The organism is Arthrobacter sp. MDB1-55, from assembly GCF_059092925.1.
In genome coordinates, this window is record NZ_JBNHID010000001.1 from 512,508 (window position 1) to 536,045 (window position 23,538).

The 23,538-nt window shown below is 62.2% G+C and carries 21 protein-coding genes; 14 read left to right on the forward strand and 7 right to left on the reverse strand.

What is annotated here, in order from left to right; translation table 11 throughout:
- The first annotated feature begins 46 nt into the window (after positions 1–46).
- Both AC5RU3_RS02530 and AC5RU3_RS02535 read left to right on the forward strand, forming a co-directional pair.
- Entirely contained in the window at positions 47–1,264 is a 1,218-nt protein-coding gene (locus tag AC5RU3_RS02530) for a pyridoxal phosphate-dependent aminotransferase (RefSeq protein ID WP_309071473.1), read from the forward strand.
- Between the two features lie 35 nt (positions 1,265–1,299).
- Positions 1,300–2,154: a polyphosphate kinase 2 family protein gene (locus AC5RU3_RS02535; protein ID WP_493964795.1), complete on the forward strand. Its 855-nt coding sequence runs from the start codon at positions 1,300–1,302 to the stop codon at positions 2,152–2,154.
- Positions 2,155–2,176: 22 nt separating this feature from the next.
- On the opposite strand, the gene AC5RU3_RS02540 is transcribed toward AC5RU3_RS02535, so the two are convergent.
- A complete protein-coding gene (locus AC5RU3_RS02540) occupies positions 2,177–2,431 on the reverse strand; it encodes an exodeoxyribonuclease VII small subunit (RefSeq protein ID WP_493964796.1) in 255 nt (84 codons plus the stop codon).
- Positions 2,428–3,744 (reverse strand): exodeoxyribonuclease VII large subunit, encoded by a 1,317-nt coding sequence (gene xseA / locus AC5RU3_RS02545; protein WP_493964797.1) that lies wholly within the window; start codon positions 3,742–3,744, stop codon positions 2,428–2,430. The genes AC5RU3_RS02540 and xseA overlap by 4 nt, the downstream gene beginning before the upstream one ends.
- A gap of 248 nt (positions 3,745–3,992) precedes the next feature.
- On the opposite strand from xseA, the gene AC5RU3_RS02550 reads away from it, so the two are divergent.
- Entirely contained in the window at positions 3,993–4,835 is an 843-nt protein-coding gene (locus AC5RU3_RS02550) for a hypothetical protein (protein ID WP_493964798.1), read from the forward strand.
- Positions 4,836–4,924: 89 nt separating this feature from the next.
- Positions 4,925–6,010, forward strand: coding sequence for a 4-hydroxy-3-methylbut-2-enyl diphosphate reductase (locus tag AC5RU3_RS02555; RefSeq protein ID WP_309071468.1), 1,086 nt, complete (start codon positions 4,925–4,927; stop codon positions 6,008–6,010).
- 36 nt (positions 6,011–6,046) lie between these two features.
- Here AC5RU3_RS02555 and AC5RU3_RS02560 read toward each other — a convergent pair whose 3' ends face one another.
- Positions 6,047–7,303, reverse strand: a complete 1,257-nt coding sequence (locus tag AC5RU3_RS02560; RefSeq protein ID WP_493964799.1) for a DNA recombination protein RmuC — start codon at positions 7,301–7,303, stop codon at positions 6,047–6,049.
- Between the two features lie 96 nt (positions 7,304–7,399).
- Between AC5RU3_RS02560 and ychF the strand changes: the two genes are divergently transcribed.
- The 4 genes from ychF to AC5RU3_RS02580 all read left to right on the forward strand — a co-directional run bounded on the left by ychF (position 7,400) and on the right by AC5RU3_RS02580 (position 13,323).
- Positions 7,400–8,485, forward strand: coding sequence for a redox-regulated ATPase YchF (ychF, locus tag AC5RU3_RS02565; RefSeq protein WP_493964800.1), 1,086 nt, complete (start codon positions 7,400–7,402; stop codon positions 8,483–8,485).
- Positions 8,486–8,742: 257 nt separating this feature from the next.
- The gene (locus tag AC5RU3_RS02570) at positions 8,743–10,536 is read left to right on the forward strand and encodes an ABC transporter family substrate-binding protein (protein ID WP_309071465.1); all 1,794 of its coding nucleotides are present in this window, start codon (positions 8,743–8,745) and stop codon (positions 10,534–10,536) included.
- A gap of 226 nt (positions 10,537–10,762) precedes the next feature.
- Entirely contained in the window at positions 10,763–12,304 is a 1,542-nt protein-coding gene (locus AC5RU3_RS02575; protein ID WP_309071464.1) for an ABC transporter permease, read from the forward strand.
- Positions 12,301–13,323 (forward strand): ABC transporter permease, encoded by a 1,023-nt coding sequence (locus AC5RU3_RS02580; protein ID WP_309071463.1) that lies wholly within the window; start codon positions 12,301–12,303, stop codon positions 13,321–13,323. Before AC5RU3_RS02575 ends, AC5RU3_RS02580 begins: the two co-directional genes overlap by 4 nt.
- A gap of 62 nt (positions 13,324–13,385) precedes the next feature.
- Here the strand turns inward: AC5RU3_RS02580 and AC5RU3_RS02585 are convergent, their stop codons facing one another.
- Positions 13,386–14,015, reverse strand: coding sequence for a PH domain-containing protein (locus tag AC5RU3_RS02585; protein ID WP_493964801.1), 630 nt, complete (start codon positions 14,013–14,015; stop codon positions 13,386–13,388).
- A gap of 101 nt (positions 14,016–14,116) precedes the next feature.
- Between AC5RU3_RS02585 and AC5RU3_RS02590 the strand changes: the two genes are divergently transcribed.
- From AC5RU3_RS02590 to AC5RU3_RS02600, 3 genes are all read left to right on the forward strand, one after another.
- Positions 14,117–15,952 (forward strand): ABC transporter ATP-binding protein, encoded by a 1,836-nt coding sequence (locus AC5RU3_RS02590; protein ID WP_309071461.1) that lies wholly within the window; start codon positions 14,117–14,119, stop codon positions 15,950–15,952.
- Between the two features lie 223 nt (positions 15,953–16,175).
- On the forward strand, positions 16,176–18,092 hold the full coding sequence (gene typA / locus AC5RU3_RS02595; RefSeq protein WP_309071460.1) for a translational GTPase TypA: 1,917 nt from the start codon (positions 16,176–16,178) through the stop codon (positions 18,090–18,092).
- Positions 18,093–18,126: 34 nt separating this feature from the next.
- Entirely contained in the window at positions 18,127–18,597 is a 471-nt protein-coding gene (locus tag AC5RU3_RS02600; RefSeq protein ID WP_493964802.1) for a hypothetical protein, read from the forward strand.
- A gap of 13 nt (positions 18,598–18,610) precedes the next feature.
- On the opposite strand, the gene AC5RU3_RS02605 is transcribed toward AC5RU3_RS02600, so the two are convergent.
- Both AC5RU3_RS02605 and AC5RU3_RS02610 read right to left on the reverse strand, forming a co-directional pair.
- Positions 18,611–19,105 (reverse strand): ArsR/SmtB family transcription factor, encoded by a 495-nt coding sequence (locus tag AC5RU3_RS02605; RefSeq protein ID WP_309072690.1) that lies wholly within the window; start codon positions 19,103–19,105, stop codon positions 18,611–18,613.
- A 66-nt stretch (positions 19,106–19,171) separates the two neighbouring features.
- The gene (locus AC5RU3_RS02610; protein ID WP_493964803.1) at positions 19,172–19,414 is read right to left on the reverse strand and encodes a putative acetyltransferase; all 243 of its coding nucleotides are present in this window, start codon (positions 19,412–19,414) and stop codon (positions 19,172–19,174) included.
- 122 nt (positions 19,415–19,536) lie between these two features.
- Here AC5RU3_RS02610 and fdxA point away from each other — a divergent pair, with 122 nt between their 5' ends.
- From fdxA to AC5RU3_RS02625, 3 genes are all read left to right on the forward strand, one after another.
- Positions 19,537–19,863, forward strand: a complete 327-nt coding sequence (fdxA, locus tag AC5RU3_RS02615; protein WP_309072692.1) for a ferredoxin — start codon at positions 19,537–19,539, stop codon at positions 19,861–19,863.
- A 7-nt stretch (positions 19,864–19,870) separates the two neighbouring features.
- Positions 19,871–21,010 carry a succinyldiaminopimelate transaminase gene (dapC, locus tag AC5RU3_RS02620; protein WP_493964804.1) on the forward strand — a complete coding sequence of 380 codons (1,140 nt, stop codon included), beginning with the start codon at positions 19,871–19,873 and terminating at the stop codon, positions 21,008–21,010.
- Positions 21,011–21,141: 131 nt separating this feature from the next.
- Entirely contained in the window at positions 21,142–22,425 is a 1,284-nt protein-coding gene (locus AC5RU3_RS02625; RefSeq protein ID WP_309123795.1) for a citrate synthase, read from the forward strand.
- Positions 22,426–22,511: 86 nt separating this feature from the next.
- On the opposite strand, the gene galE is transcribed toward AC5RU3_RS02625, so the two are convergent.
- Positions 22,512–23,525, reverse strand: a complete 1,014-nt coding sequence (gene galE / locus AC5RU3_RS02630; RefSeq protein WP_493964805.1) for a UDP-glucose 4-epimerase GalE — start codon at positions 23,523–23,525, stop codon at positions 22,512–22,514.
- Positions 23,526–23,538: the final 13 nt, after the last annotated feature.

A 23,538-nucleotide genomic window follows, 5' to 3' on the forward strand; every position in this document is an offset into this window, starting at 1 on the left:
GATCACAATGCAGGGGCGCGGGCCCGGGCTATGGCATTCTTTGTTAATGGCCGAATTCAAGCAATCAGACAAGCTGCACAACGTCCTCTACGACATCAGGGGGCCGTTGCTTGAGCACGCCAAGCGCATGGAGGCGGAAGGCCACCGCATCCTTAAGCTGAACATCGGCAACCCGGCGCCTTTCGGGTTCGAGGCGCCCGATGCCATCCTCGTCGACATGATCCGGCACCTCCCCAAGGCCCAGGGATACAGCGATTCACGCGGAATTTTCTCCGCCCGCACGGCAGTGGTCCAGTACTACCAGAGCCGCGGCATCCAGAACATCGATGTGGATGACGTCTACCTGGGCAACGGCGTCAGCGAGCTGATCACCCTGTCACTGCAGGCCTTGCTGAACAACGGTGAAGAGATCCTGGTACCTACGCCGGACTACCCGCTCTGGACTGCGTCAGTGAGCCTCGCCGGAGGCACCGCCGTCCACTACCTGTGCGACGAAAGCAATTCCTGGTGGCCTGATGTCGAGGACATCGAGTCGAAGATTACCCCGCAGACTCGGGGCATCGTGCTGATCAATCCGAACAATCCCACCGGGGCCGTTTACCCGCGTTCTGTGATCAAGCAGATCGTGGATCTCGCCCGCCGCCATGACCTCATCATCTTCGCCGATGAGATTTACGAAAAGATTCTGTACGACGACGCCGTGCATGTGAATGCTGCGTCCGTCACCGGTGACGACGTGCTGTGTTTGACCTTCAGCGGGCTGTCGAAGGCCTACCGCATTGCCGGCTTCCGCAGCGGGTGGATGGCCATTTCCGGGCCGAAGCACCGTGCCGCTGACTACATCGAAGGCATCAACCTGCTGGCGAATATGCGTCTCTGCGCCAACGTCCCCGCTCAGCACGCAATTCAGACCGCGCTTGGTGGTTACCAGAGCATCAACGACCTGATCCTGCCTGGTGGACGCCTTCGCCAGCAGCGGGACAAGGCATACGAGCTGCTCAACGCCATCCCCGGCGTGTCCTGCGAACTGGCCAAGGGAGCTCTCTACCTTTTCCCGCGTCTGGATCCTGATGTTTATCCGATCAAGGACGACGAGCAGTTCGCGCTGGACCTTCTCAAGCAGCAGAAGATTCTGATCTCACACGGCACCGCATTCAACTGGATCAATCCGGATCACTTCCGGATGGTCACTCTGCCGAGCGTCAAGGACATCGAGGACGCAATCGGACGACTGGCGGAATTCCTGAGCACCTACAAGCCCTGACCTGCGCCCTGGCGGTGCCCGAACGAGGAGGTTCCATGCACACTGCTCCCGACTTCAGTGTCTCTCCCACGCAGTCGCTGCTTGCGGGGCCCGATTTCGATCTTGCACGAATCGACCCTGCGTCGACTCCCGGTTTCACTGGCGGGAAGCAGGAAGGGAAGGCTCGGCTCGCGGCGGGCACGGACCGGCTGTCCGAGCTGCAGGAGAAACTTTTCGCTGAGAGCCGCTTTGGCAGCGAGATCTCAGTGCTGTTGATCCTGCAGGCCATGGACACGGCGGGGAAGGGCGGCGTCGTTCGGCATGTCGTGGGTGCAGTGGATCCCCAGGGGGTTCAGCATCACGCCTTCAAGGCGCCTACGGTGGCGGAGCAGAAGCATGACTTCCTGTGGAGAATCCGGAAAGAGCTTCCCGGTCCGGGGATGATCGGCGTGTTCGACCGGTCGCATTACGAAGACGTCCTGATTCACCGGGTGCGTAAGCTGGCTGAACCCGAGGTGCTGAACGAGCGGTACGGGAAGATCCGGGAGTTTGAGGCCGGTCTGGTCGATTCGGGGACGCGGATCATCAAGGTGATGTTGCATCTGAGCAAAGATGAGCAGAAGAAGCGCCTGACGGAGCGGCTGGAGCGTAAGGACAAACACTGGAAATACAATCCCGGAGATCTTGCCGAGCGCGCCCTGTGGGACGACTACCAGCAGGCTTACCAGATAGCCATTGAGCGGACAAGCACCCCGGACACGCCTTGGTTCGTGGTTCCGGCGGATCGTAAGTGGTACGCCCGGATCGCCGTCCAGCAGTTGCTGAGTGACACACTGGCGGGAATGCAGCTGAGCTGGCCCAAGGCCACATTCGACGTGGCAGGGGAGAAAGCGAAGCTCGCAGCCACCTGACGGCCAGCTATGGACCTGGCGGTTAGCTCTGAGGCGCGGCGGGCGAATCTGCCTGGTCACGAGACGCGGCGAGACGCTTGCGCGCTCCCTCCAGCCATTGCTCGCAGTGATCCGCGAGGGCTTCGCCGCGCTCCCAAAGTGCCAGAGACTGCTCAAGGCTTACGCCGCCGGCTTCCAGCTGGCTGACCACCTTGACCAATTGCTCCCTCGCGTCCTCATAACTCAGCTTCGACACGTCTACCGACGCTGCAGCGGCGTTGGCTGCATTCTCGCTCATATCTGGTCCTCACTCTCGTGCGAATTGCTGTTGGACGCTGAACGGGCGTTGAATCTACCGTTTGCGACCCTGATGCGTAGAAGGGAATCCTGCGGTGCCTGGTTTGGATCTCGCACAACTTCTCCGGCCTCGTTCTGGACGACTGCGTACCCGCGGTCGAGCGTGTTCTGCGGCGAAAGCGACCGGACGTGGGCCCGCAGGTGCGCTACACGGTCCGATTCCCTGGCCAGAGCACCTTCAATCGCCATCGTGCTGCGGTTGCGCAGCCGAACGAGGTCATCGTGGCGGACAGTCACCATTCCGCTGGGCTGGGCCAGGACCGGACGGGACTTCAGATGAGCCAACCGCTCGGTCTCGCGGGTCATCAATTGGTCGACGCACCGCCGCAATTGCCCCCTCGCCTGACGGATACGCTGCAGCTCCTCGGAGACGTCGGGGACAACCCGCTTGGCAGCGTCCGTGGGAGTGGAAGCACGGAGGTCCGCGACGTCGTCGAGCAGCGGGTGGTCTGCCTCATGCCCGATAGCGCTGACCACCGGAGTGGTGGCGGCAGCCACAGCGCGTACGAGTTCCTCGTTGCTGAATGGAAGAAGATCCTCGAGCGAACCGCCGCCACGGGCGATGATGATGACATCCACCTCCGGCATCCGGTCGAGTTCGAGCAGCGCCGAGCGCACCTGCGAGACGGCATTGACGCCCTGCACGGCGACTTCACGTATTTCGAAATCGACCGCAGGCCAGCGTAAACGGGCGTTCCGAAGGACATCTTTCTCGGCGTCGGAATCCCGCCCGGTGATGAGGCCGATACGGTGAGGCAAAGCCGGTAGGGGGCGTTTGCGATGCGCAGCGAAAAGCCCTTCAGCCGCCAGATCCTGACGAAGGCGCTCGATCCGGGCGAGCAAATCGCCCAGACCGACCGGGCGAATATCCCACGCCTGCATGGACAGGCGTCCCGTCTTGACCCAGAAATCCGCCTTGAGCCGGGCGACAACCCGCGATCCGCGCTCCAACGGCATCGCGAGCCGGTCCATCACCGTTCCCCAGACCGTCAAGGACAGTGATATCTCCGCGTCAACATCACGAAGGGTGACGAAGCACATGGTCCCACGTTTGTTCAGCTCAATTACCTGACCCTCAACCCAGGCGGCGGGAGCGCGCTCAATGTGGGCCTTCAACTTCTCGGAGAGCACGTGGAGCGGCCATGGGCGCTCAGCGGATGTCTCAGCTGCTGTCTCAGGGAGTGTGGATGGGTCCCCGGGGTTAGGCGGGCCGGCTGCGACCACGGTGCCCAAGAAAGCGCCGTCGTGGTTCATCAAATACCGCATCCTCCCGAAACAACCCGCTTTGCAGTCCGAGTTCACGAACGCTGCTTCTCGCAGCGCCGCCGGCTGCGGGGCTTCATCACTAGTTAATGTTTATCAGGTACCCCTGACAACGGTGGCACCAGGCGGCCGCATGTGCAGGAGCAGAGCGCCACAAGGCAGGCGGCATAGGGCGGGTGCTGCGGCGAGGTAAGCAGGGGTCATAATCGAAGAATTGTCGATCAACGGAACGGGAGCCGATGAGAACCGCCGGTTCGGCCTTCTTTGCCCTGTTAGCCCTCCTGCTCGGTGCGGTGGCGCTGCCGAGTGCGTGGGTCGCCTTGAACGTGGCTGCAGAGGAGGGGTTCGTTCAACTGACGTCGCCGCTCGCCAGTAACCCGGAGTTCACGGGCGCCCTCGCCGACGCGTTGTCCGAGGAGAGCATCTCGGGCGTCGAACTCCCGCCGGAGATGGCGGAAGCAGCCCAACCTGTCGTGAGGGATGTCGCGCTGGGCATCACCCAATTGCCCGGCTTCACAGAGGCGTGGCAGGAGACCCTCGGACGCTCGCATGAGCTGACGTTCACGGCTGAGGCTCAGCCGCCGAACGACCCCGCGGGACGGGCATTGTTTACGCTCGACGTCGCACCGTTGGTGGGTCTGGTGAGCTCCGAGATCGGCGGACAGTTCGGGGTCGACGTGCCTGTTCCTGAACAGGTGCCTGTAGCGGTCGGCGGAACGGACCGATTCGACGTCGTCGATCGCATGGAGACAGCCGCGGCGCTGTGGCCGGTGCTTACTCTCGCCGCTGGCGTTGGCGCAGTCATCGCCCTCGCGTTCGCACGCCGTCGGAGCACGACGACTGCATTGCTCGGTCTCGGGGTGCTGATGATCGGGGCGGCGCTGTGGCTCGCCGCCGGCTTGGCTCCTGTTTCTGCGGACCGGGTTGCCGTGGAGGGAGCCGTGGCGGACGTGTTCATGGTTGCTCTCGTTACACGGGCTGCAACTGACTTTCAGGAGTGGTGTCTGGCAGCCGTTGCCGCGGGAATCCTGTTGACGGTTGCGGGCACTGTGGGCCGTCTGTTGAGTGGCTCCCGAAGATAGACCGTGCTGAGAGCCGACCACGCTCGGCTCTCAGCGGACAGGCCCGCGCGCCCGCCGAACCGGTGAGTCCGGGCCGTTAGCATGGAGTTATGTCTTTAACAGCTGTATCCGTGCCTATGCCGATGGTGCCCCGCAAGCGTCGCTCACCGGAAGAGGTACACGCCGCTGCGCCGGTTGCGGGAACTCGGAGAGTTCTTCTTGCGGCTCCTCGGGGGTACTGTGCCGGTGTGGATCGGGCCGTTATCGCTGTTGAGAAGGCACTGGCCCACTATGGCCCGCCGGTTTATGTGCGGAAGCAGATCGTTCACAACCTGCACGTGGTGTCGACGCTTGAGGAGAAGGGCGCGGTCTTCGTCGAGGACACAGATGAAGTTCCTGAAGGCGCGCTGGTGGTGTTTTCCGCACACGGTGTTTCTCCTGCGGTGGTCCAATCCGCAGAGGAGCGGAATCTCCGGACCATCGACGCAACCTGCCCTCTGGTGACAAAGGTCCACCGTGAAGCAGTGCGCTTTGCGCGCGATGATTTTGACATCCTCCTGATCGGCCACGACGGGCACGAGGAAGTAGAAGGAACCGCCGGCGAAGCCCCCGACCATATCCAGATTGTGAACGGCCCGGAGGACGTTGACTCTGTGACGGTCCGTGACCCGAGCAAGGTGATTTGGCTGTCGCAGACGACGCTCAGCGTTGACGAAACGATGGAGACTGTGGCGCTGCTGAAAAAGCGGTTCCCCACCCTGCAGGATCCGCCAAGCGATGACATCTGCTATGCAACCTCAAATCGCCAGGCTGCGATCAAAAAGATTGCACCCGAAGCGGATCTCGTGATCGTTGTGGGCTCGGCGAACTCCTCCAACTCGGTGCGCCTTGTCGAAGTGGCGCTTGAGTATGGGGCAAAGGCCTCACACCGGGTGGACTTCGCCAATGAGGTGGATGAATCCTGGTTCGAAGGAGTGTCCACTGTCGGTGTGACGTCCGGTGCCTCCGTACCGGAGAACCTGGTGAAGGACGTGCTGCGTCTGCTTGCCGATTACGGATACGCGGATGTCGAGGAAGTAGTCACCGCGGAGGAAGACATCATCTTCTCGCTTCCGAAGGAAATACGTGCAGCGCTGAAGGCCATGGGTGACCCCTCCAGTGGACTGGGAGGACGCGGGCAGCGCCCCACTTCCTGAGTTTCATCTCTGTGAGTTATCGCTGGCGCGGCTCCCTTATGCAGATTGCTCCACAGGCGCCGCCTCGGACCTGGAGTCAATGAGTTCCGGTGCACTGAGCAGGCGCGGCGTCGTCTCCACCGCCTTCGTTGTGAGCCCGGGATCCTGGTCATCGGTCTCGAAAGCGTTGATTCTGCGGGCGGTCGGCAACACTCTCGACTCGAGGGTGCCGACGAACGAGTTGTACTTTTCCACCGAGCTCTTGAGCGAAGTGCCGAGGCGCGTGATGTGTGAACCCATGGTGCCCAACCGCTCGTACAGCTCCCGTGAGAGGTCGTACAGTTCCTTGGCGTTCTCGGTCAGGACGTCCTGGCGCCAGCTGAATGCAACGCCCTTCAGGATGGCGAGCAAGGAAACGGGGGAAGCCAGCACCACATTGCGGCTGAAGGCATAGTCCAGAAGGCCAGGATCCGTTTGCAGCGCGCTGGACAGCACGGACTCAAGCGGTATGAAGCACACAACAAGGTCGGGGGAGTTGTCAGTGCCCTCCCAGTACTTCTTCCGCGCGAGTGCGTCCACGTGGGCCCGGACTGCTTTCACATGCTGGGACAGTAGCTCCCGACGGCGACCTTCCTCGAAGGCGCCTTGCCCCTGATCGTCTGTCGACGGGTGGGACTGGGCCTCCAGATAAGCGTCCAGGGGTACCTTGGAATCCACGACGATCTGCTTGTTGCCCGGTAGTTGGATGATCATGTCCGGGCGGGCGGTGTTCGATGCCCCCTCCCGGGAGGCAATGGTGAGCGTGGCCTGTTCATGGAAGTCCACCCGGGGAAGCATGCCCGCGGATTCGACGATTCGCCTCAACTGCACCTCGCCCCACTGGCCGCGGGTTGTGGTGCTGCGCAGGGCAGAGGCAAGCGAATGGGTAGTGGACAGCAGCTTCGAATCGGACAGCTGTGCTTCCTGCAACTGCTGGGCAAGCTGCCCAAATTGCTGGGCGCGCTCCCGCTCCAGTTGGCCCACATGGGCCTGGACCTGGCCGAGTTTGTCGGCGAGCGGAGCGATGGCACGCAGAACCGACTGATCCTGACCGGACTGTTCCATAAGCTGCCTGTTCTGCGCCTGCAGGATCCTGTTTTCCGCTTCAGCAGCCGCGCGGGCGGAAACGGCAGTACCCAGCCGGGTACCGGCGTCGTCCACTTCATTCCGCAGCCCCGTAAGGACCGGTCGAATCAGCGCAACTGCGACACCTGCTCCGACAATGAGGCCAATGACCGCGGCAAGAACTACGAAGAGAAGAGTGAATCCGTCCATGCTTCAACCTTCGCAGGCGCCTCTGACATTTTCGGAGAGCCCGGGGCCGGGAGCGGGCGCGCCGCATGCGGCAACGCGACGGTAGACTGTTATCCCGTGGCTCTTACTATTGGCATCGTCGGACTGCCCAACGTCGGCAAATCAACCCTCTTCAACGCTCTCACCAGGAACAGCGTCCTGGCTGCGAACTACCCGTTCGCAACGATCGAGCCCAACGTTGGAGTAGTGAACCTGCCGGATCCGCGCCTCGGGCAGCTTGCTGAATTGTTCAGTTCACAGCGGGTGCTGCCGGCAACGGTCTCGTTCGTGGATATCGCGGGGATCGTCAAGGGCGCCTCGGAAGGGGAAGGGCTCGGTAACCAGTTCCTCGCAAATATTCGGGAGGCTGAAGCGATCGCCCAGGTAGTGCGCGTGTTTGATGATCCCGACGTCGTGCATGTGGACGGTGCGGTGAACCCTGTCTCGGACATGGAGACCATCAACACGGAACTGATTCTCGCCGACCTTCAGACGCTTGAGAAGGCGATTCCGCGCGTGGAAAAGGAAGTCAAGATCAAGAAGCGCGAGGCCGCGCAGCTTTCCGCGATGCAGGCGGCGCAGGCTGTTCTTGAGCGCGGCGACACCATCTTCTCTTCCATCGCCAAAGACAAGCTGGAGATGGAGCACCTTCAGGAGCTGAGCCTCCTTACGGCCAAGCCTTTCATCTATGTGTTCAACGCTGACGACTCGGTGCTGGGGAACGAGGAGCGTCAGAGCGAACTCCGTGCGCTGGTCGAACCCGCGGACTGCATTTTCCTTGACGCCAAGCTCGAGGCAGACCTGGTCGAGCTCGATCCCGAGGAAGCGCGGGAGATGCTGGAGATGAACGGCCAGGAAGAATCCGGCCTCGACCAGCTCGCCCGAGTCGGCTTCCACACGCTTGGGCTGCAAACCTATCTGACTGCCGGTCCGAAGGAAGCCCGCGCCTGGACCATCCGCAAGGGCGCCACCGCACCGGAGGCGGCAGGCGTGATTCACTCTGACTTTCAGAGGGGTTTCATCAAGGCTGAGGTTGTCTCCTTCCAGGATCTGGTGGCTGCTGGTTCCATGGCCGAAGCCAAGTCCCGCGGCAAGGTACGGATTGAAGGCAAGGAATACGTCATGGCCGACGGCGACGTTGTGGAGTTCCGCTTCAACGTCTAGGGGCTTTCTGCCCCGGAACTGCTTGGATCACGGGACGTCCCAACCCAGGCGGCCGTTTCTTTACTGTGCCCACGTAAGCAAATTTGGTTGCATCTCGGTAACAACCGTCACCACCCTTCCCTTTGGATACCTACCGGTAACAAATACCGCCTAAGCTTTTCTTCATGTGAGGCACGCCACTTTGACCATCAAAGTGCGTGTCAGTCCTTTGTAAAACCATGAAGGACATCTTCCACAACATGAAACAAGGAGGCGGAATGCGTTTCGGACGTACTTCCAAAGCCGTAGGTGTGGCAGCAGTTGCTGCACTTGCACTGAGCGCCTGCGCCGAGAGCGGCGGCGGCGAAGATCCGGGCACAGGGGGCGGGGGCGAAGCTTCCGGTGGCACAGTCACCGTTGCCGAAGTCAACCCGTTCAGCTCGTTCAACTCCGACACCGCCGTAGGCAATGTTGATATCAACAACAAGGTGGCGCTGCTCACAACGAATGACTTCAACTACATCAACAGCGACCTCGAAGTAGTTCCGCGCGAGGAGTTCGGAACCTACGAGGTTGTCTCTGAGGATCCGCTCACAGTCACGTACACGGTTAACGAAGGCGTTACCTGGTCTGACGGTGAGCCGGTGGATGCAGATGACCTGCTCCTTTCCTGGGCATCCACCTCGGCATACTTCGACGACGAATCAGACCCGGACCCTGAGGTGGAAGGCGACGAAACCGGAACCACCTACTTCTCCGCTGCCTCAACCGCCGGCCTCGACCTGACAGAGATGCCCGAGCTGGGTGAAGACGGACGCTCGATCACTCTGGTCTACTCCGAGCCCTACGCGGACTGGGAGATCGCCTTCGGCGTCACCGACACCCCGGCGCATGTCGTCGCTACCAATGCGGGCCTCGCTGACGGTGATGCCCTCATCGAAGCGATCCAGAACGCACCGGAAGGGGATCCTGAGAATCCGCAGGAACGTCCGGAGATCTCCGCTATAGCGGATTTCTGGAACACGGGCTTTGACTCCACGAGCCTCCCGAGCGACCCGGCTCTCTATCTCTCGAACGGTCCTTACGTCGTTTCCGAGATGGTGCCGGATCAGTCGATGACCCTGGTTCGCAACGAGGACTACAACTGGGGACCGATCCCTGCAATCGACGAAATCACCATCCGTTACATCGGTGATGCGAACGCACAGGTTCAGGCTCTTCAGAACGGTGAAGTCGACATCATCCAGCCTCAGGCTTCGGCTGACACGCTGACGTCGCTGGAAGCCATCGACGGTGTCGAAATCCTGCAGGGCCCTGAGCTCTCCTTCGACCACCTGGACCTGTACCAGGAGGGTGGAGTCTTTGCTGACGAGAACGTCCGCAAGGCCTTCATGAAGACCGTTCCGCTTGAGCAGATCGTTGATGCAACGATTCGTCCGCTTGATCCGGAGTCCGGTCCCCGCATGTCCCAGATCTTCGACTTCGGCACCGAACCTTACCTGGCGGCAGTCGAAGAAAACGGATCGTCCGAGTACGCCGAAGTTGATATCGAGGGCGCCAAGGAACTGCTCGATGGTGCAACTCCTGAAGTTCGCATCATGTACAACGCAGAGAATCCGAACCGCGTCGATGCTTACACCCTTATCGCCGAGAGTGCCGAGCAGGCCGGTTTCCGGGTTGTTGACGTCGGTCTCCCCGGCGCTGAGTGGGGACCCGCGCTTGAAGAAGGCGGCGCCCGTTGGGACGCCACCATCTTCGGCTGGATCAGCCCTGGTGTCGGCGTGACCGGTGTACCGCAGCTCTACGGTTGCGGCTCCGCCTCGAACTACGTTCAGTGGTGTGATGAAGAGGCGCAGGAGGCCATGGATGAGCTGATCCTGACCACCGATCCGGCCGAGCAGCAGGAACTGCAGACTCTCGTCGACACCCGTCTCTACGAGACCGGCTTCGGCCTGCCGCTGTTCCAGTCTGTCGGTATCAACGGTGTGAGCGATCGCATCGAAGGAACCGAGTACATGTCCAACCAGGACGGCATCTGGTGGAACTACTGGGAGTGGACCGTAGCGGAGTAATCGCTGACGGCGATGTAACCGTTCGAAACTGAGATCAGGAAGCGCCGGGGTCACTACGTGCTCCGGCGCTTCCTGACGTTTCAGGCGAATTCGAGCCACGCACACTGATTGGGAAAGCCCAAATTTCCGTTCAACGTGACCTGAATTACGCTCGTTTATGACCTCCCGGCTCCGTCCGGGTCCAACCGGGGAGATCCCGGACGCTCAACTCTGAGGCTGACAAATAATGCTGACGTATATCGTTCGGCGGCTGATCGTCGCTGTACTCATACTTCTTGGCGCGTCTTTTCTCGTATACGTCCTGACAGCGGTGTCAGGCGATCCACTCGCGGATCTTAGGGAAAGCAACGCGCCGAACAGGGACCAACTCATAGCGTTTCGCACAGATCTGCTGAACCTCGATGTCCCACCGGTCCTGCGCTACTTCGCATGGCTTGGGGGAGCGGCTGGTTGCCTGGTCCCCTTTGCAGCAACCTGCGACCTTGGCAACGCCATCAATGGTGCGGAAGTAACGCAGCTCCTTGAACGGGCGATGGGACAAACCATCCTACTCGTCACCGCTGCGACCATCCTCGCAATCCTGATCGGTATCACTCTCGGGATCATCACCGCCCTCCGCCAGTACAGTGGGCTGGACTACGGCGTCACCTTCATGGCGTTCCTCTTCTTCTCACTACCGATCTTCTGGGTGGCAGTTCTGTTGAAGGAGTACGGGGCAATCAGCTTCAACGATTTCCTCCGGGAGCCGGATATCTCACTGTTTGCGCTGATCGTGTGTGGATTACTCACCGCTTTCCTCTTCTATCTGGTGTCGGTGGGAAACCTGAAGAAGCGGCTTCTGACTGCCGCCGTCGGGTTTGCTTTCGCAGTCGCGCTGCTGTGGACTCTGGATGCATTGGGATGGTTCCTTACCCCAGGATTCGGACCAGTCGTCATCGCCATCATCGGTGTGGGTCTCGCCTACGGTGTAACGCTTCTGTCCGCCGGCCTGAAGAACCGCAAGGCTCTGTACAGTTCGCTCATTGTCGTGGGAATCGGCATGGTGGCTTACTTTGCGGTTCAGCCGTTGCTGGACCGTGCCACCGGTCTGATGATCTTCCTGCTGGCTGTCGCTACCGTCCTGGTAGGTGTCGCCGTGGGCCACTTCATGGGTGGATACGACCGGCGCCAGAACATGACCGCGGCCGGGCTGACCGCCTTCCTCATGGGATTCTTCATCCTTCTTGACCGCTTTATGCAGGCCTGGCCCGCTTACTTCGACAACAGCCGCATCCGGGGGCGTCCAATCGCCACCATCGGGTCCTCAACTCCGAATCTTCAGGGCGATTTCTGGATTCTTGGTCTCGACACCTTCACCCATCTGCTTCTTCCGACCATTGCCCTGATGCTGATTTCGCTGGCCGGTTACAGCCGGTACTCCCGCGCCTCGATGCTCGAGATCATGAACCAGGACTACATCCGTACGGCCCGGGCGAAGGGCCTGGGCGAACGAACGGTGGTCATGCGGCACGCGTTCCGTAATGCACTGATTCCGCTGGCTACCCTCGTTGCCTTCGACATCGGTGGCCTGATTGGCGGAGCAATCATCACCGAACAGGTATTCGCATTCAGCGGTATGGGCCAGCTTTTCGTCGGTGCACTGCGCGTGGTGGACCTGAACCCGGTCATGGGCGTATTCCTCATCACCGGCATTCTGGCATTGGTCTTCAACCTAGTCGCTGACCTTGTCTATTCCGTCCTCGATCCGCGCGTAAGGGTGAAAGCATGAGCACACGAATCGGCGAAAGCACAAAAGTTGCCGAGAACGAGACGAAGGGACTCAGCCAGGGACAAATAGTCCGGAAGCGGTTCCTGGGGCACACCGCAGCGGTCATCAGCATGGTGGTATTCCTCGCGGTCGTGGTGCTGGCCTTTACTTCCATCGGGTATGCCGGCATACCCGGGTGGTGGAAATGGAACTATGTCGAGACACCCAGCCTGGCAACCCCGAACGGTGCACCGACCTGGACGTTGCCCTTCGACTTCGGAGATCACCCGTTTGGCCAGGATCGTGTAGGACGCGACCTGTTTGCCATGACGATGCGTGGGGCCCAACTGTCCCTCATCATCATGTTTATTATCGGGGCGATCGGTGCCGTCATCGGAGTGGTCGTCGGTGGTGTATCCGGCTATTTCCGGGGATGGATCGAGGCAGTTCTGATGCGTCTCACCGACGTCATTATCATCATCCCCCTGCTGATCCTGGCTGCCGTACTTGGCACGGTGGGTAATGAGCTCGCGGGTAGGGGCACCTTCTTCAATGCGATCTTCGGCGGCAGCGCCGGAATCATCCTGCTCGGAGTCTTCATCGGTCTGGTGATCTGGACGGGCCTCGCCCGGCTTGTCCGCGGCGAGTTCCTTTCCCTCCGCGAGCGCGAGTTCGTCGATGCAGCCCGGATCGCAGGGGCATCGAACGCGCGGATCATCTTCAAGCACATCCTGCCGAATGCCGTCGGCGTCATCATCGTGAACACCACCCTCGTGATGGCGTCAGCGATCCTCCTCGAGTCCGGTCTGTCCTTCCTCGGACTGGGTGTCCAGCCGCCGGACATCTCGTTGGGCAACCTGATCAGCCAGAACCAGGCCGCTTTCGCAACCCGTCCCTGGCTGTTCTGGTGGCCGGGTCTGTTCATCGTCGTGATCTGCCTGTCGATCAACTTCATCGGCGACGGTCTCCGCGATGCTTTTGACCCGCGGCAGAAGAAGTTCAACGCGAAGAAGGCCGCTGAGCCAAAGAAGCCGGCCTGATGACCAGTTTCAGTACCCGGGGGATGCGTAGCGTCTGCCGTACGCGAGGCGCCGGCCTGCTGTCACTGCAGAGCGAAAGTGAACACGCTCAGCAGCAGCAGGCCGGCGACCACGCTCAGCGGCAGCCAGTTGATCCGCCGTTCGACCCGAGCGAAGTCTGTAGCGTCCACGTCGATCAGGCCCTTTTCGACCTGGCGCTCCCACTCCGAACGGACCAGCAGGGCTGCGAGACCGGAGTCGGTGTTGCTGAGGTCTCCAGGGCGGACGCTACCGCCGGCGCCGTAACTGGAGCTCGGCAGGTTCTGCATGTTCTCAGGTTTCCCCGCATGTGCTCCTCGGACTCCGGGGGCGGGGGCTGCCCAAGCGGTATAGCTTCCGCTGGGCGTGATCAGCTTGAGCGCATACTTTGTGTCGACGTGAATAAGACCTGCCCAGGGCACGTCGACGGTCCTGGCGGGATTACGGAGCTGAACCCCGTCCGGTCCGACGATCACGGCCGGATACCAGAACAGCCACCAGGCGATCGCCGCGACGGCCAGCAGCGGGGAAGCCGCGGCGAGTGCCTCCAGTCCCGACGAAACGATGGAGCTCGCGAGCCCCACGCCCACGATGACGCAGGCAATCACCAGAATCCAACGGCTGCTGCGGGGACGAAAGACGGTGGTCCGAGTGGGACCGGTCGGCGAGTTCATACCTCCATATTTCCAACATCTAGCGTCGGCGCCGTAATCAGCGGGCAAACAGTCCGCTCAACCGCGCCGTACACCCGGTCACACAGTGGAAGGACAGCACTATGACCAACGACATCATTGAAGGCAATGGGAGCAAGGAAAATCCTCCATCCGCCCGTCAGCCGGTGCTCGAAGTTCGCAACCTCAGCGTCGACTTTGGCGTGGAGAAAGAATGGGTTCCCGCTGCAATCGACCTGAACTACCACGTCAACGCCGGTGAAGTGCTCGCCATCGTCGGTGAATCGGGTTCCGGCAAGAGCGCAAGCTCAATGGCTCTGCTCGGACTTTTGCCCAGCAACAGTCGGGTCACCGGCGAGGTGATCCTCAACGGCCGGTCGATTCTGAACCTCTCAGCGAACAAGCTCCGGGAAGTGCGCGGCAATGACGTCGCCGTGATCTTCCAGGAGCCGATGACCGCACTGAACCCGGTCTACACGGTCGGGTTCCAGATCGTGGAAACGCTGCGGTTGCACAATGCCATATCGCCGGACGAGGCGCGCGAGCGTGCCCTCAAACTGTTGGAGATGGTGGAGCTTCCCGATCCGGAGAAGGCGTTCCGCTCCTACCCGCACCAGCTCTCGGGCGGTCAACGGCAGCGCGCGATGATCGCCCAGTCGCTCTCATGCGACCCCAAGCTACTCATCGCTGACGAGCCGACCACTGCTCTTGACGTTACGGTCCAGGCAGAAATCCTCGACCTGATGCGCAATCTCCGCAACAAACTGGATAGCGCAATCGTGCTGATCACGCACGACATGGGTGTCGTTGCCGACCTGGCTGACCGCATCGCTGTGATGCGCAAGGGGATCATCGTGGAGACGGGCACGGCCGAGAAGATCTTCCGCGAGCCGGAACACCCGTACACGCAGGACCTCCTCGCAGCGGTGCCACATCTTGGCCAGGGGTCCGAGGGCGGCACTGACGACGTCGACATCACAGCCGCGCTTGCTGCTGCCACTCACTCGGAACTGGTGGGAGTGGATGCCGAGGAACTCGAACGCCGGGAACGCGCCGTGCTCGCAGGCCTGGAAGAGCAGGTCGCTGCCGAGCGGCAGAGCCGGGGAGACGCAGTCCTCGAACTCGTCAACGTTGCGATCGAATACCCCAAGCAGGGCAGGGTGCCGGCGTTCCGGGCCGTCGAGAATGTGACGCTGTCCATTTGGCCCGGCGAAGTCATGGGTCTGGTGGGTGAGTCCGGCTCCGGCAAGACCACTATCGGGCGGGCCGCCGTCGGCCTTTTGCCGGTGGCAGAGGGATCCATGCGCGTTGTCGGTACGGATATCTCGGGCTACAAACCGACCTCCCGGGAACTGGGAGCAGTGCGGAAAAACGTGGGCATGGTCTTCCAGGATCCGTCCTCGTCGCTCAACCCGCGGCTGCCGATCGGTGAAAGTATCGGCGAACCGATGTTCCTCGCCGGAGAGGCGAAGGGCGCCGAGCTGCAGAAGCGAATCGAGACGCTGCTGGACCAGGTGGAGCTGCCCCGCTCGTACCGGAACCGTTACCCGCACGAGCTCTCGGGCGGACAGAAGCAGCGCGTGGGCATCGCCCGTGCGCTGTCGTTGAAGCCAAAACTCATGGTTGCGGACGAGCCCACGTCCGCACTGGACGTTTCCGTCCAGGCCAAGGTGCTTGAGCTCTTCCAGAACCTGCAGCAGGAAATGGGATTCGCCTGCCTGTTCGTGACCCACGACCTCGCGGTGGTAGACGTCCTCGCCGACCACATCTGCGTGATGCGCCGCGGCCGGATCGTCGAGCAGGGCACCCGGGACCAGATCCTTCGAAACCCGCAGGACCCGTACACCCAGCGCCTGCTTGCCGCTGTGCCGCTACCGGACCCGGAAAAGCAGCGCGAACGGCGTGAGCTCCGCGCACGCCTGCTGGCCTCGGCCGAGTAGAAACGCCCAACGCACGACGGCGGTGCCTCCCTCTTTGTCCACGGCAGGGGAGGCATCGCCGTCGTTCGTTAAGTCGGTGAGCAGCGGGGCTGCCAGGGCAGGGCGAGCAGGCTCGTTAGGCCATCTTTTGCCTAACGCTTAGACTGGTAGTAGAGCGCGCTGTGCCGCCCGCTTTCATTTTTCCTTGATGCTCACCCAGCCCCTAAGAAACGAGTCATTCCGCATGTCTGTATCCACGAGCAACACTGCAATCCGCAGTGACCTTCGTAACGTTGCCATCGTGGCGCACGTCGACCATGGCAAGACGACGCTCGTTGACGCGATGCTGAAGCAGACCAACTCCTTCGCCGCCCACGGCGAGGTTGAGGATCGTGTCATGGACTCCGGCGACCTGGAGCGCGAGAAGGGCATCACCATCCTCGCGAAGAACACCACGGTGTTCTACGAGGGTCCGTCCGCCAACGGTGAGCGCATCACCATCAACGTCATCGACACCCCTGGCCACGCCGACTTCGGCGGCGAGGTTGAGCGCGGGCTCTCCATGGTCGACGGCGTGGTACTGCTGGTGGATGCCTCTGAGGGTCCGCTGCCGCAGACCCGCTTCGTTCTGCGTAAGGCCCTCGCAGCCAAGCTGCCCGTCGTGCTCCTGGTCAACAAGACCGACCGCCCGGACTCCCGTATTGACGAAGTTGTGAGCGAGTCGATGGACTTGCTTCTGGGCCTGGCATCCGACCTGTCGGACGAGGTTCCCGACCTGGACCTCGATTCCGTCCTCAACGTCCCGGTTGTCTACGCCGCAGCCCGCGTCGGAGCTGCTTCCCTGGAGCAGCCGGCAGACGGCTCAGCCCCGGACAACGACAACCTTGAGCCCCTCTTCAAGACCATCATCGAGCACATCCCGGCACCGAGCTACGACCCCACCGGGGTCCTGCAGGCGCACGTCACCAACCTCGACGCTTCACCGTTCCTCGGCCGCCTGGCACTGCTGCGTATTTTCAACGGCACGCTGCGCAAGGGCCAGCAGGTTGCCTGGGCGCGCCAGAACGGTGAGCTCAAGACGGTGAAGATCACCGAGCTCCTCGCCACCAAAGCACTGGACCGGGTACCCACTGACTCTGCAGGCCCCGGCGAGATCGTGGCCGTTGCCGGTATTGAGGACATCACCATCGGTGAGACCCTCACGGACGTCGACAACCCGCAGCCGCTGCCGCTGATCACCGTGGATGACCCGGCCATTTCCGTCACCATTGGTATCAACACTTCGCCGCTGGCCGGCAAGGTCAAGGGCGCCAAGGTGACTGCCCGTCAGGTGAAGGATCGCCTGGACAAGGAGCTCATCGGTAACGTCTCACTGCGCGTGCTTCCCACCGCACGTCCGGACGCCTGGGAAGTACAGGGTCGCGGCGAGCTCGCGCTGGCCATCCTCGTGGAGCAGATGCGCCGCGAAGGCTTCGAACTGACCGTCGGTAAGCCGCAGGTTGTCACCAAGGTTGTGGACGGCAAGGTCCACGAGCCGATGGAGCACATGACCATCGACGTCCCGGAGGAATACCTCGGCGGCGTCACCCAGCTCATGGCGGCGCGCAAGGGCCGGATGACCAACATGGCGAACCATGGCACCGGCTGGGTCCGCATGGAGTTCATCGTTCCCGCCCGCGGCCTCATCGGCTTCCGCACCCGCTTCCTCACCGACACCCGTGGTGCCGGCATCGCGTCCTCCTACTCGGAGGGCTATGAGCCGTGGGCCGGCGACATCGAGTACCGCACCAACGGTTCGATGATCGCGGACCGCTCCGGCGTGGTCACCCCGTTCGCGATGATCAACCTGCAGGAGCGCGGTTCATTCTTCGTTGAGCCGACCTCCGAGGTGTACGAGGGCATGATCGTCGGCGAGAATTCCCGCGCCGATGACATGGACGTGAATATCACCAAGGAGAAGAAGCTCACCAACATGCGTGCTGCTTCCTCGGACAGCTTCGAGAACCTCACGCCTCCGCGCAAGCTCACGCTTGAGGAATCACTCGAGTTTGCCCGCGAGGACGAGTGTGTCGAGGTCACCCCGGAAGCCATCCGCATCCGCAAGGTCATCCTCGACGCCAACGAGCGTCTGCGCGCAGCACGTTCCCGCGCACGCGCCTAGGGACCGGCGTCCCTTGCCGGCTCCCGGCGAAGCTGTGGGCGCACAAAGGCAGGGGAACGACGACGGCGCCAGCCCGGCCGCCGTCGTCGTTCCGCCTTCTCCTCGCCTCGCCCGATGGCATGGAGTTCTAGCTGCCGTTGTGGCAGGGGTCCTCGCCGCTGTCTTCGGTACCGCTCTCCACGCGAACGTCTGGTACCTGGGCGGCATGGGACTGCCCGTCGGGGCGCTGGCGGCGATCCTGCTTGCGGTCAGTCTGGCCGTCTTCGTGGCGGTGTCCGGCCGCAATGTTCTTCTTGCCGGCCTCACGGGAGCAGTGGCGTACATCCTGGTGGGCCTTGCCGCGTCATTCTCTGCGGGCAGCCTCATTGCTGCGGGCGTTGAACTCGAAGGTGCGCAGCCGCCGGTTTCGCTTGCCGGTTATGTCTGGGTAGTCGGTCTGGCGGTTGGGACGGTGATTGCCGTGGCGGTGTCCTGGTGGGTCCTGCGACCAACCCGGCGGCGCTGATTCGACTGCCGGTTCAGTCGGCGCTCCGGTCCAGGTGGTGGGCCAGCATGATGGAGGTGGCTGTGCCGTCCTCATCCGCTCCGCGTCGGGCATACTCCTCGAAGACGGTGCGGATCTTCTCCATCATTTCGGCGCGGTGCGTGTCATTGAGCCGCACCCCCAAACGCCAGACGTCGATCTCGGACGGGCTCAGGCCGTCGATCTCCTGCAAAAAGGTCTCCACGAGGACCGGAGCGGCGTTGGGCATCCTGCTTCCCCAGGACAACCCGGTAGCCCGATAGGGGATTTCCTTGGCCCCCCGATTGCCTGATCGTGGCTCCTCGGCCCGGAGGAATCCTGTTGCAAGGAGGGTACGTACATGGTGCAAGGCCGTGGCGGGATTCAATTCCAGCACCTCGGCGATTTCCTTGTTGGTGCGGGCCTTGTGCAGGCACAGCCGGAGGATCCTGAGCCGAACGGGGGAGCTCAGCGCCCTGCCGCGTGCCTGGACGTCCTCATCTGTTTCCATGTCCAAAAGCATACGTCAGCAGGCGTGTAGCGATTGAACTTAGTCAATCGCGTGGAGTCCGAGACGTCATCCGTGCAGGGCGGTACGTGGATCCCGCCGCGGGGGAGGCGGGGGCACCGGCTTCGCTGCGCTGACCGCGTCGAGAGGCACGACGACGTCGCCCCGCCTGGTCGCGACGGTGCAGGATGCCTCATCCCTTCCGGTCAGCTCGCCAAGCGCGTCGGTGAGCCCGCCCTCGATCCGGTATCTGACCACCACGCGGGTGCCGAGCGGCAGTGCGGCCAACCGGTCTGCGGCGGGGTTCGTCATGGCCATAGCGTGTCATATTACGGCGGGCGCCGGTCGATGCCGAACCCTTCGACCGTTGCGTTAAGCTTGAACAGCGACGAAGAGCCGGTACCGGCACCAGAATCCTAGGGAAGGCGTGGGACGTGACCTACGTAATCGCACAGCCGTGCGTGGATGTGAAAGACAAGGCCTGCATTGAGGAATGCCCGGTCGACTGCATCTATGAAGGCGAGCGTTCGTTGTACATCCACCCGGATGAGTGCGTGGACTGTGGGGCGTGCGAGCCGGTCTGCCCGGTGGAGGCCATCTACTACGAGGACGACACCCCGGAGGAGTGGGCCGATTACTACAAGGCCAATGTGGAGTTCTTCGATGACCTGGGTTCTCCGGGCGGTGCCGCCAAGCTCGGCAACACCGGGAAGGACCACCCGATGATCGCCGCCCTGCCGCCGCAGAACCAAGAAGCGTGACAGCAGAGTGACTCTCGAGCGGTCCTTCGGGCTCAACCTGCCGGATTACCCGTGGGACGCTATGGCGCCTTATGTGGAGGAAGCCCGGCAGCATCCCGACGGCGCCGTCAATCTTTCCATCGGCACCCCTGTGGACCCCACGCCGGACGTTGTCCAGCGTGCACTCCGGGACGCCGCGAACGCTCCTGGGTACCCCACGACGCACGGCACTGTGGAGCTGAGGGAAGCGATCAGCGAGTGGTACCGCCGTCGTCGTAATGTTGTGGGCCTGGATCCTGCTGACATTCTGCCCACGGTGGGGTCCAAGGAACTCGTCGCGTGGCTGCCCACGCTGCTCGGGCTGGGAGCCTGCGACGTCGTCGTGCGCCCCACAGTGGCCTACCCCACGTACGACATGGGCGCGCACTTTGCCGGCGCCACTCCTGTCGCTGCGGATTCGTTGGCCGAGCTCGACGCCGACACCCGTGCCCGGGTCCGTCTTGTCTGGGTCAACTCACCGTCCAACCCCACCGGCGCGGTCCACGATGTGGAGGCGCTGCGGGCAATCGTCGACGAAGCCCGCAGTCTGGGGGCCATGGTGGCCTCGGACGAGTGTTACGCCGAACTGGGGTGGGGCATTTGGGATCCGGCGACGGGAGGCCAGCCGGTGCCCAGCATCCTCGATGCGCGGGTCAGCGGCGGATCCTCGGACCTGTTGTTGTCCGTCTATTCGCTCAGCAAGCAGTCAAACGTTGCGGGTTACCGCGCTGCCTTCGCAGCCGGCGACAGCAAGGTGCTGGCGAATTTGATCAATTCGCGCAAGCACGCGGGCATGATCGTGCCCTTCCCGGTTCAGGAAGCCATGCGCGCAGCCCTGTCGGACGACGCGCATGTTGCTGCCCAGAAAGATCTCTACCGGGCGCGCCGGGAGCAGCTGATCCCCGCCCTCGAAGCTTTTGGCCTGACCATCCATTCTTCCGACGCCGGTCTTTACCTCTGGGCCACGGCGGGCGAGGACACCTGGATCACTGTGAAGCGGTTCGCGGAGCTTGGAATCATCGTCGGACCGGGCACCTTTTACGGCGAAGCAGGGAACGGATTCGTCCGCGTCGCGTTGACGGGTTCGGATGAGCGGGTGCGCGCTGCCGCTACACGGCTGGGTGCCTGAGTGCATGTTGCTATTGCACAACAACGGCCAAACGGATTAGTGCTGAAGGCGTGTGTGCCGGTAGCGTTTTAGCTGACTAGGCTGATCCAGCCCACACGCATGCTTTTCCATAAGCTCCACAAGGAGAGTCAATGACTGAGCACAACGGAGCCTCACTCCAGTATGACGGAGGAAGCCTCAGCCTCCCGCTGATTTCAGCGGCGGAAGGCAACCATGGGTACGACGTCTCTAAGCTTCTCAAGCAGACCGGTTCCGTCACGTTCGACCCCGGCTTCATGAACACAGCGGCCACCACCTCAGCGATCACCTACATCGACGGCGACCAGGGAATCCTGCGCTACCGCGGTTACCCGATCGACCAGCTGGCAGAGCACTCCAGCTTCCTCGAGGTCTCGTACCTGCTCATCTACGGCGAACTGCCGACCCCTACTGAACTCGATGCCTTCGATCAGCGCATCCGCCGTCACACGCTCCTGCACGAGGAGCTCAAGGGCTTCTTCGGAGGCTTCCCCCGTGACGCCCACCCCATGCCGGTGCTGTCCTCCGCTGTTTCCGCTCTGTCGACGTTCTATCAGGACTCGCTGGACCCGTTCGACGACGAACAGGTGGAACTATCCACTTTCCGCCTCATGGCGAAGCTCCCGGTGATCGCCGCGTACGCGCACAAGAAGTCGATCGGCCAGCCGATGCTGTATCCGGACAACTCCATGAACCTCGTGGAGAACTTCATGCGACTGTGCTTCGGTCTCCCTGCCGAGCCCTATGACCTCGACCCCACGATGGTGAAGGCACTCGACCTGCTCCTCATCCTCCACGCGGACCACGAGCAAAACTGTTCGACCTCCACCGTCCGCCTTGTGGGCAGTTCCAATGCGAACATGTTCGCTTCCATCTCCGCAGGCATCAACGCACTCTTCGGCCCGCTGCACGGCGGTGCCAACGAGGCCGTGCTCAACATGCTCCGCCAGATCCAGGCAACAGGCATGCAGCCCGAGGACTTCATGGAAAAGGTGAAGAAGAAGGAAGACGGCGTGAAGCTCATGGGCTTCGGGCACCGCGTCTACAAGAATTACGACCCTCGCGCCAAGATCGTCAAGGCAACAGCGCACGACATCCTCTCCAAGCTCGGTGGCAATGACGAGCTGCTGGACATCGCCATGCGCCTCGAAGAGAAGGCCCTCGCCGATGACTACTTCATCGAGCGCAAGCTCTACCCGAACGTGGATTTCTACACCGGTCTCATCTACAAGGCGATGGGTTTCCCCGAGAAGATGTTCACGGTGCTTTTCGCCATCGGACGTCTCCCGGGCTGGATTGCCCAGTGGCGCGAGATGATCAAGGACCCGCAGACCAAGATCGGACGCCCGCGGCAGCTGTACACGGGTGCCGGGGAACGGCACTACCCGGCTCGCTAGGGCCAACAGGCGCAGAACCCAGTACGACGACGGCCGGTCACCTTCGCAGGTGGCCGGCCGTCGTCGTACGTCAGCAGGGAACGGAGCTAGGAAGCGTACCCCTGAGGATTGTTCTTCTGCCAGCGCCAGTGGTCCTCACACATCTGGTCCAGCGACCGGTGGGCAGACCAGCCCAGGTCAGCAAGGGCGGACGACGGATCGGCGTAACTGACAGCAGCGTCACCGGGCCGCCGGGGGGCGAACTCGTAGGGGATCTCGTGACCGGCCGCCTTGGAGAAGGCTGCGAGCACCTCAAGCACCGATGACCCGTTTCCGGTGCCGAGGTTCCAGCGGTGCACCCCGGAGTGGGTGGTGAGGTAGTTCAGGGCTGCGACATGGCCGTCGGCAAGGTCCACCACATGGATGTAGTCGCGGATGCCGGTGCCGTCCGGGGTGGGGTAGTCGTTACCGAAGACCAGAACCTTCTCCCGCCTGCCGACTGCTACCTGCGCCACGAAGGGGAGCAGGTTGTTGGGGACACCGGTGGGATCCTCACCGATCCGGCCCGATTCATGGGCGCCGACGGGATTGAAGTAGCGCAGCAGGGCAATGTTCCAGCGTTCGTCGGAAGCACCGACGTCGCTCAGGATGTCCTCGATCTGTTCCTTGGTGCGTCCATAGGGATTGGTCGCATCCAGCGGCATCTTTTCGATGAGCGGGACCTCCTCGGAGGCGCCGTACACGGTGGCGGAGGAACTGAAGACGAGCGTACGGACGTTGTGCCGGTCCATGGTGCGCAGCAGGTTCAGGGTGCCGCCGACGTTGTTGTGATAGTAGAACAGGGGCTTTTCCACCGACTCACCGACCGCCTTCAGCCCGGCGAAGTGAATGACCGCGTCTACGGACTCTGCCTCGAAGACGGCATCAAGCGCGTGCTCGTCGAGCAGGTCAACCTTCCGGAAGTCCACCTCACGTCCCGCGAGCTCCTGCACCCTGCTCAGCGCGACCTCGCTTGAGTTGTACAGATTGTCCACTACGACGACGTCGTGGCCCGCCTCCAGCAGTGCCAGTGTGGTGTGCGAGCCAATGTAACCGCTTCCGCCGGTGACGAGTATCTTCATGGGTTCAAGCCTA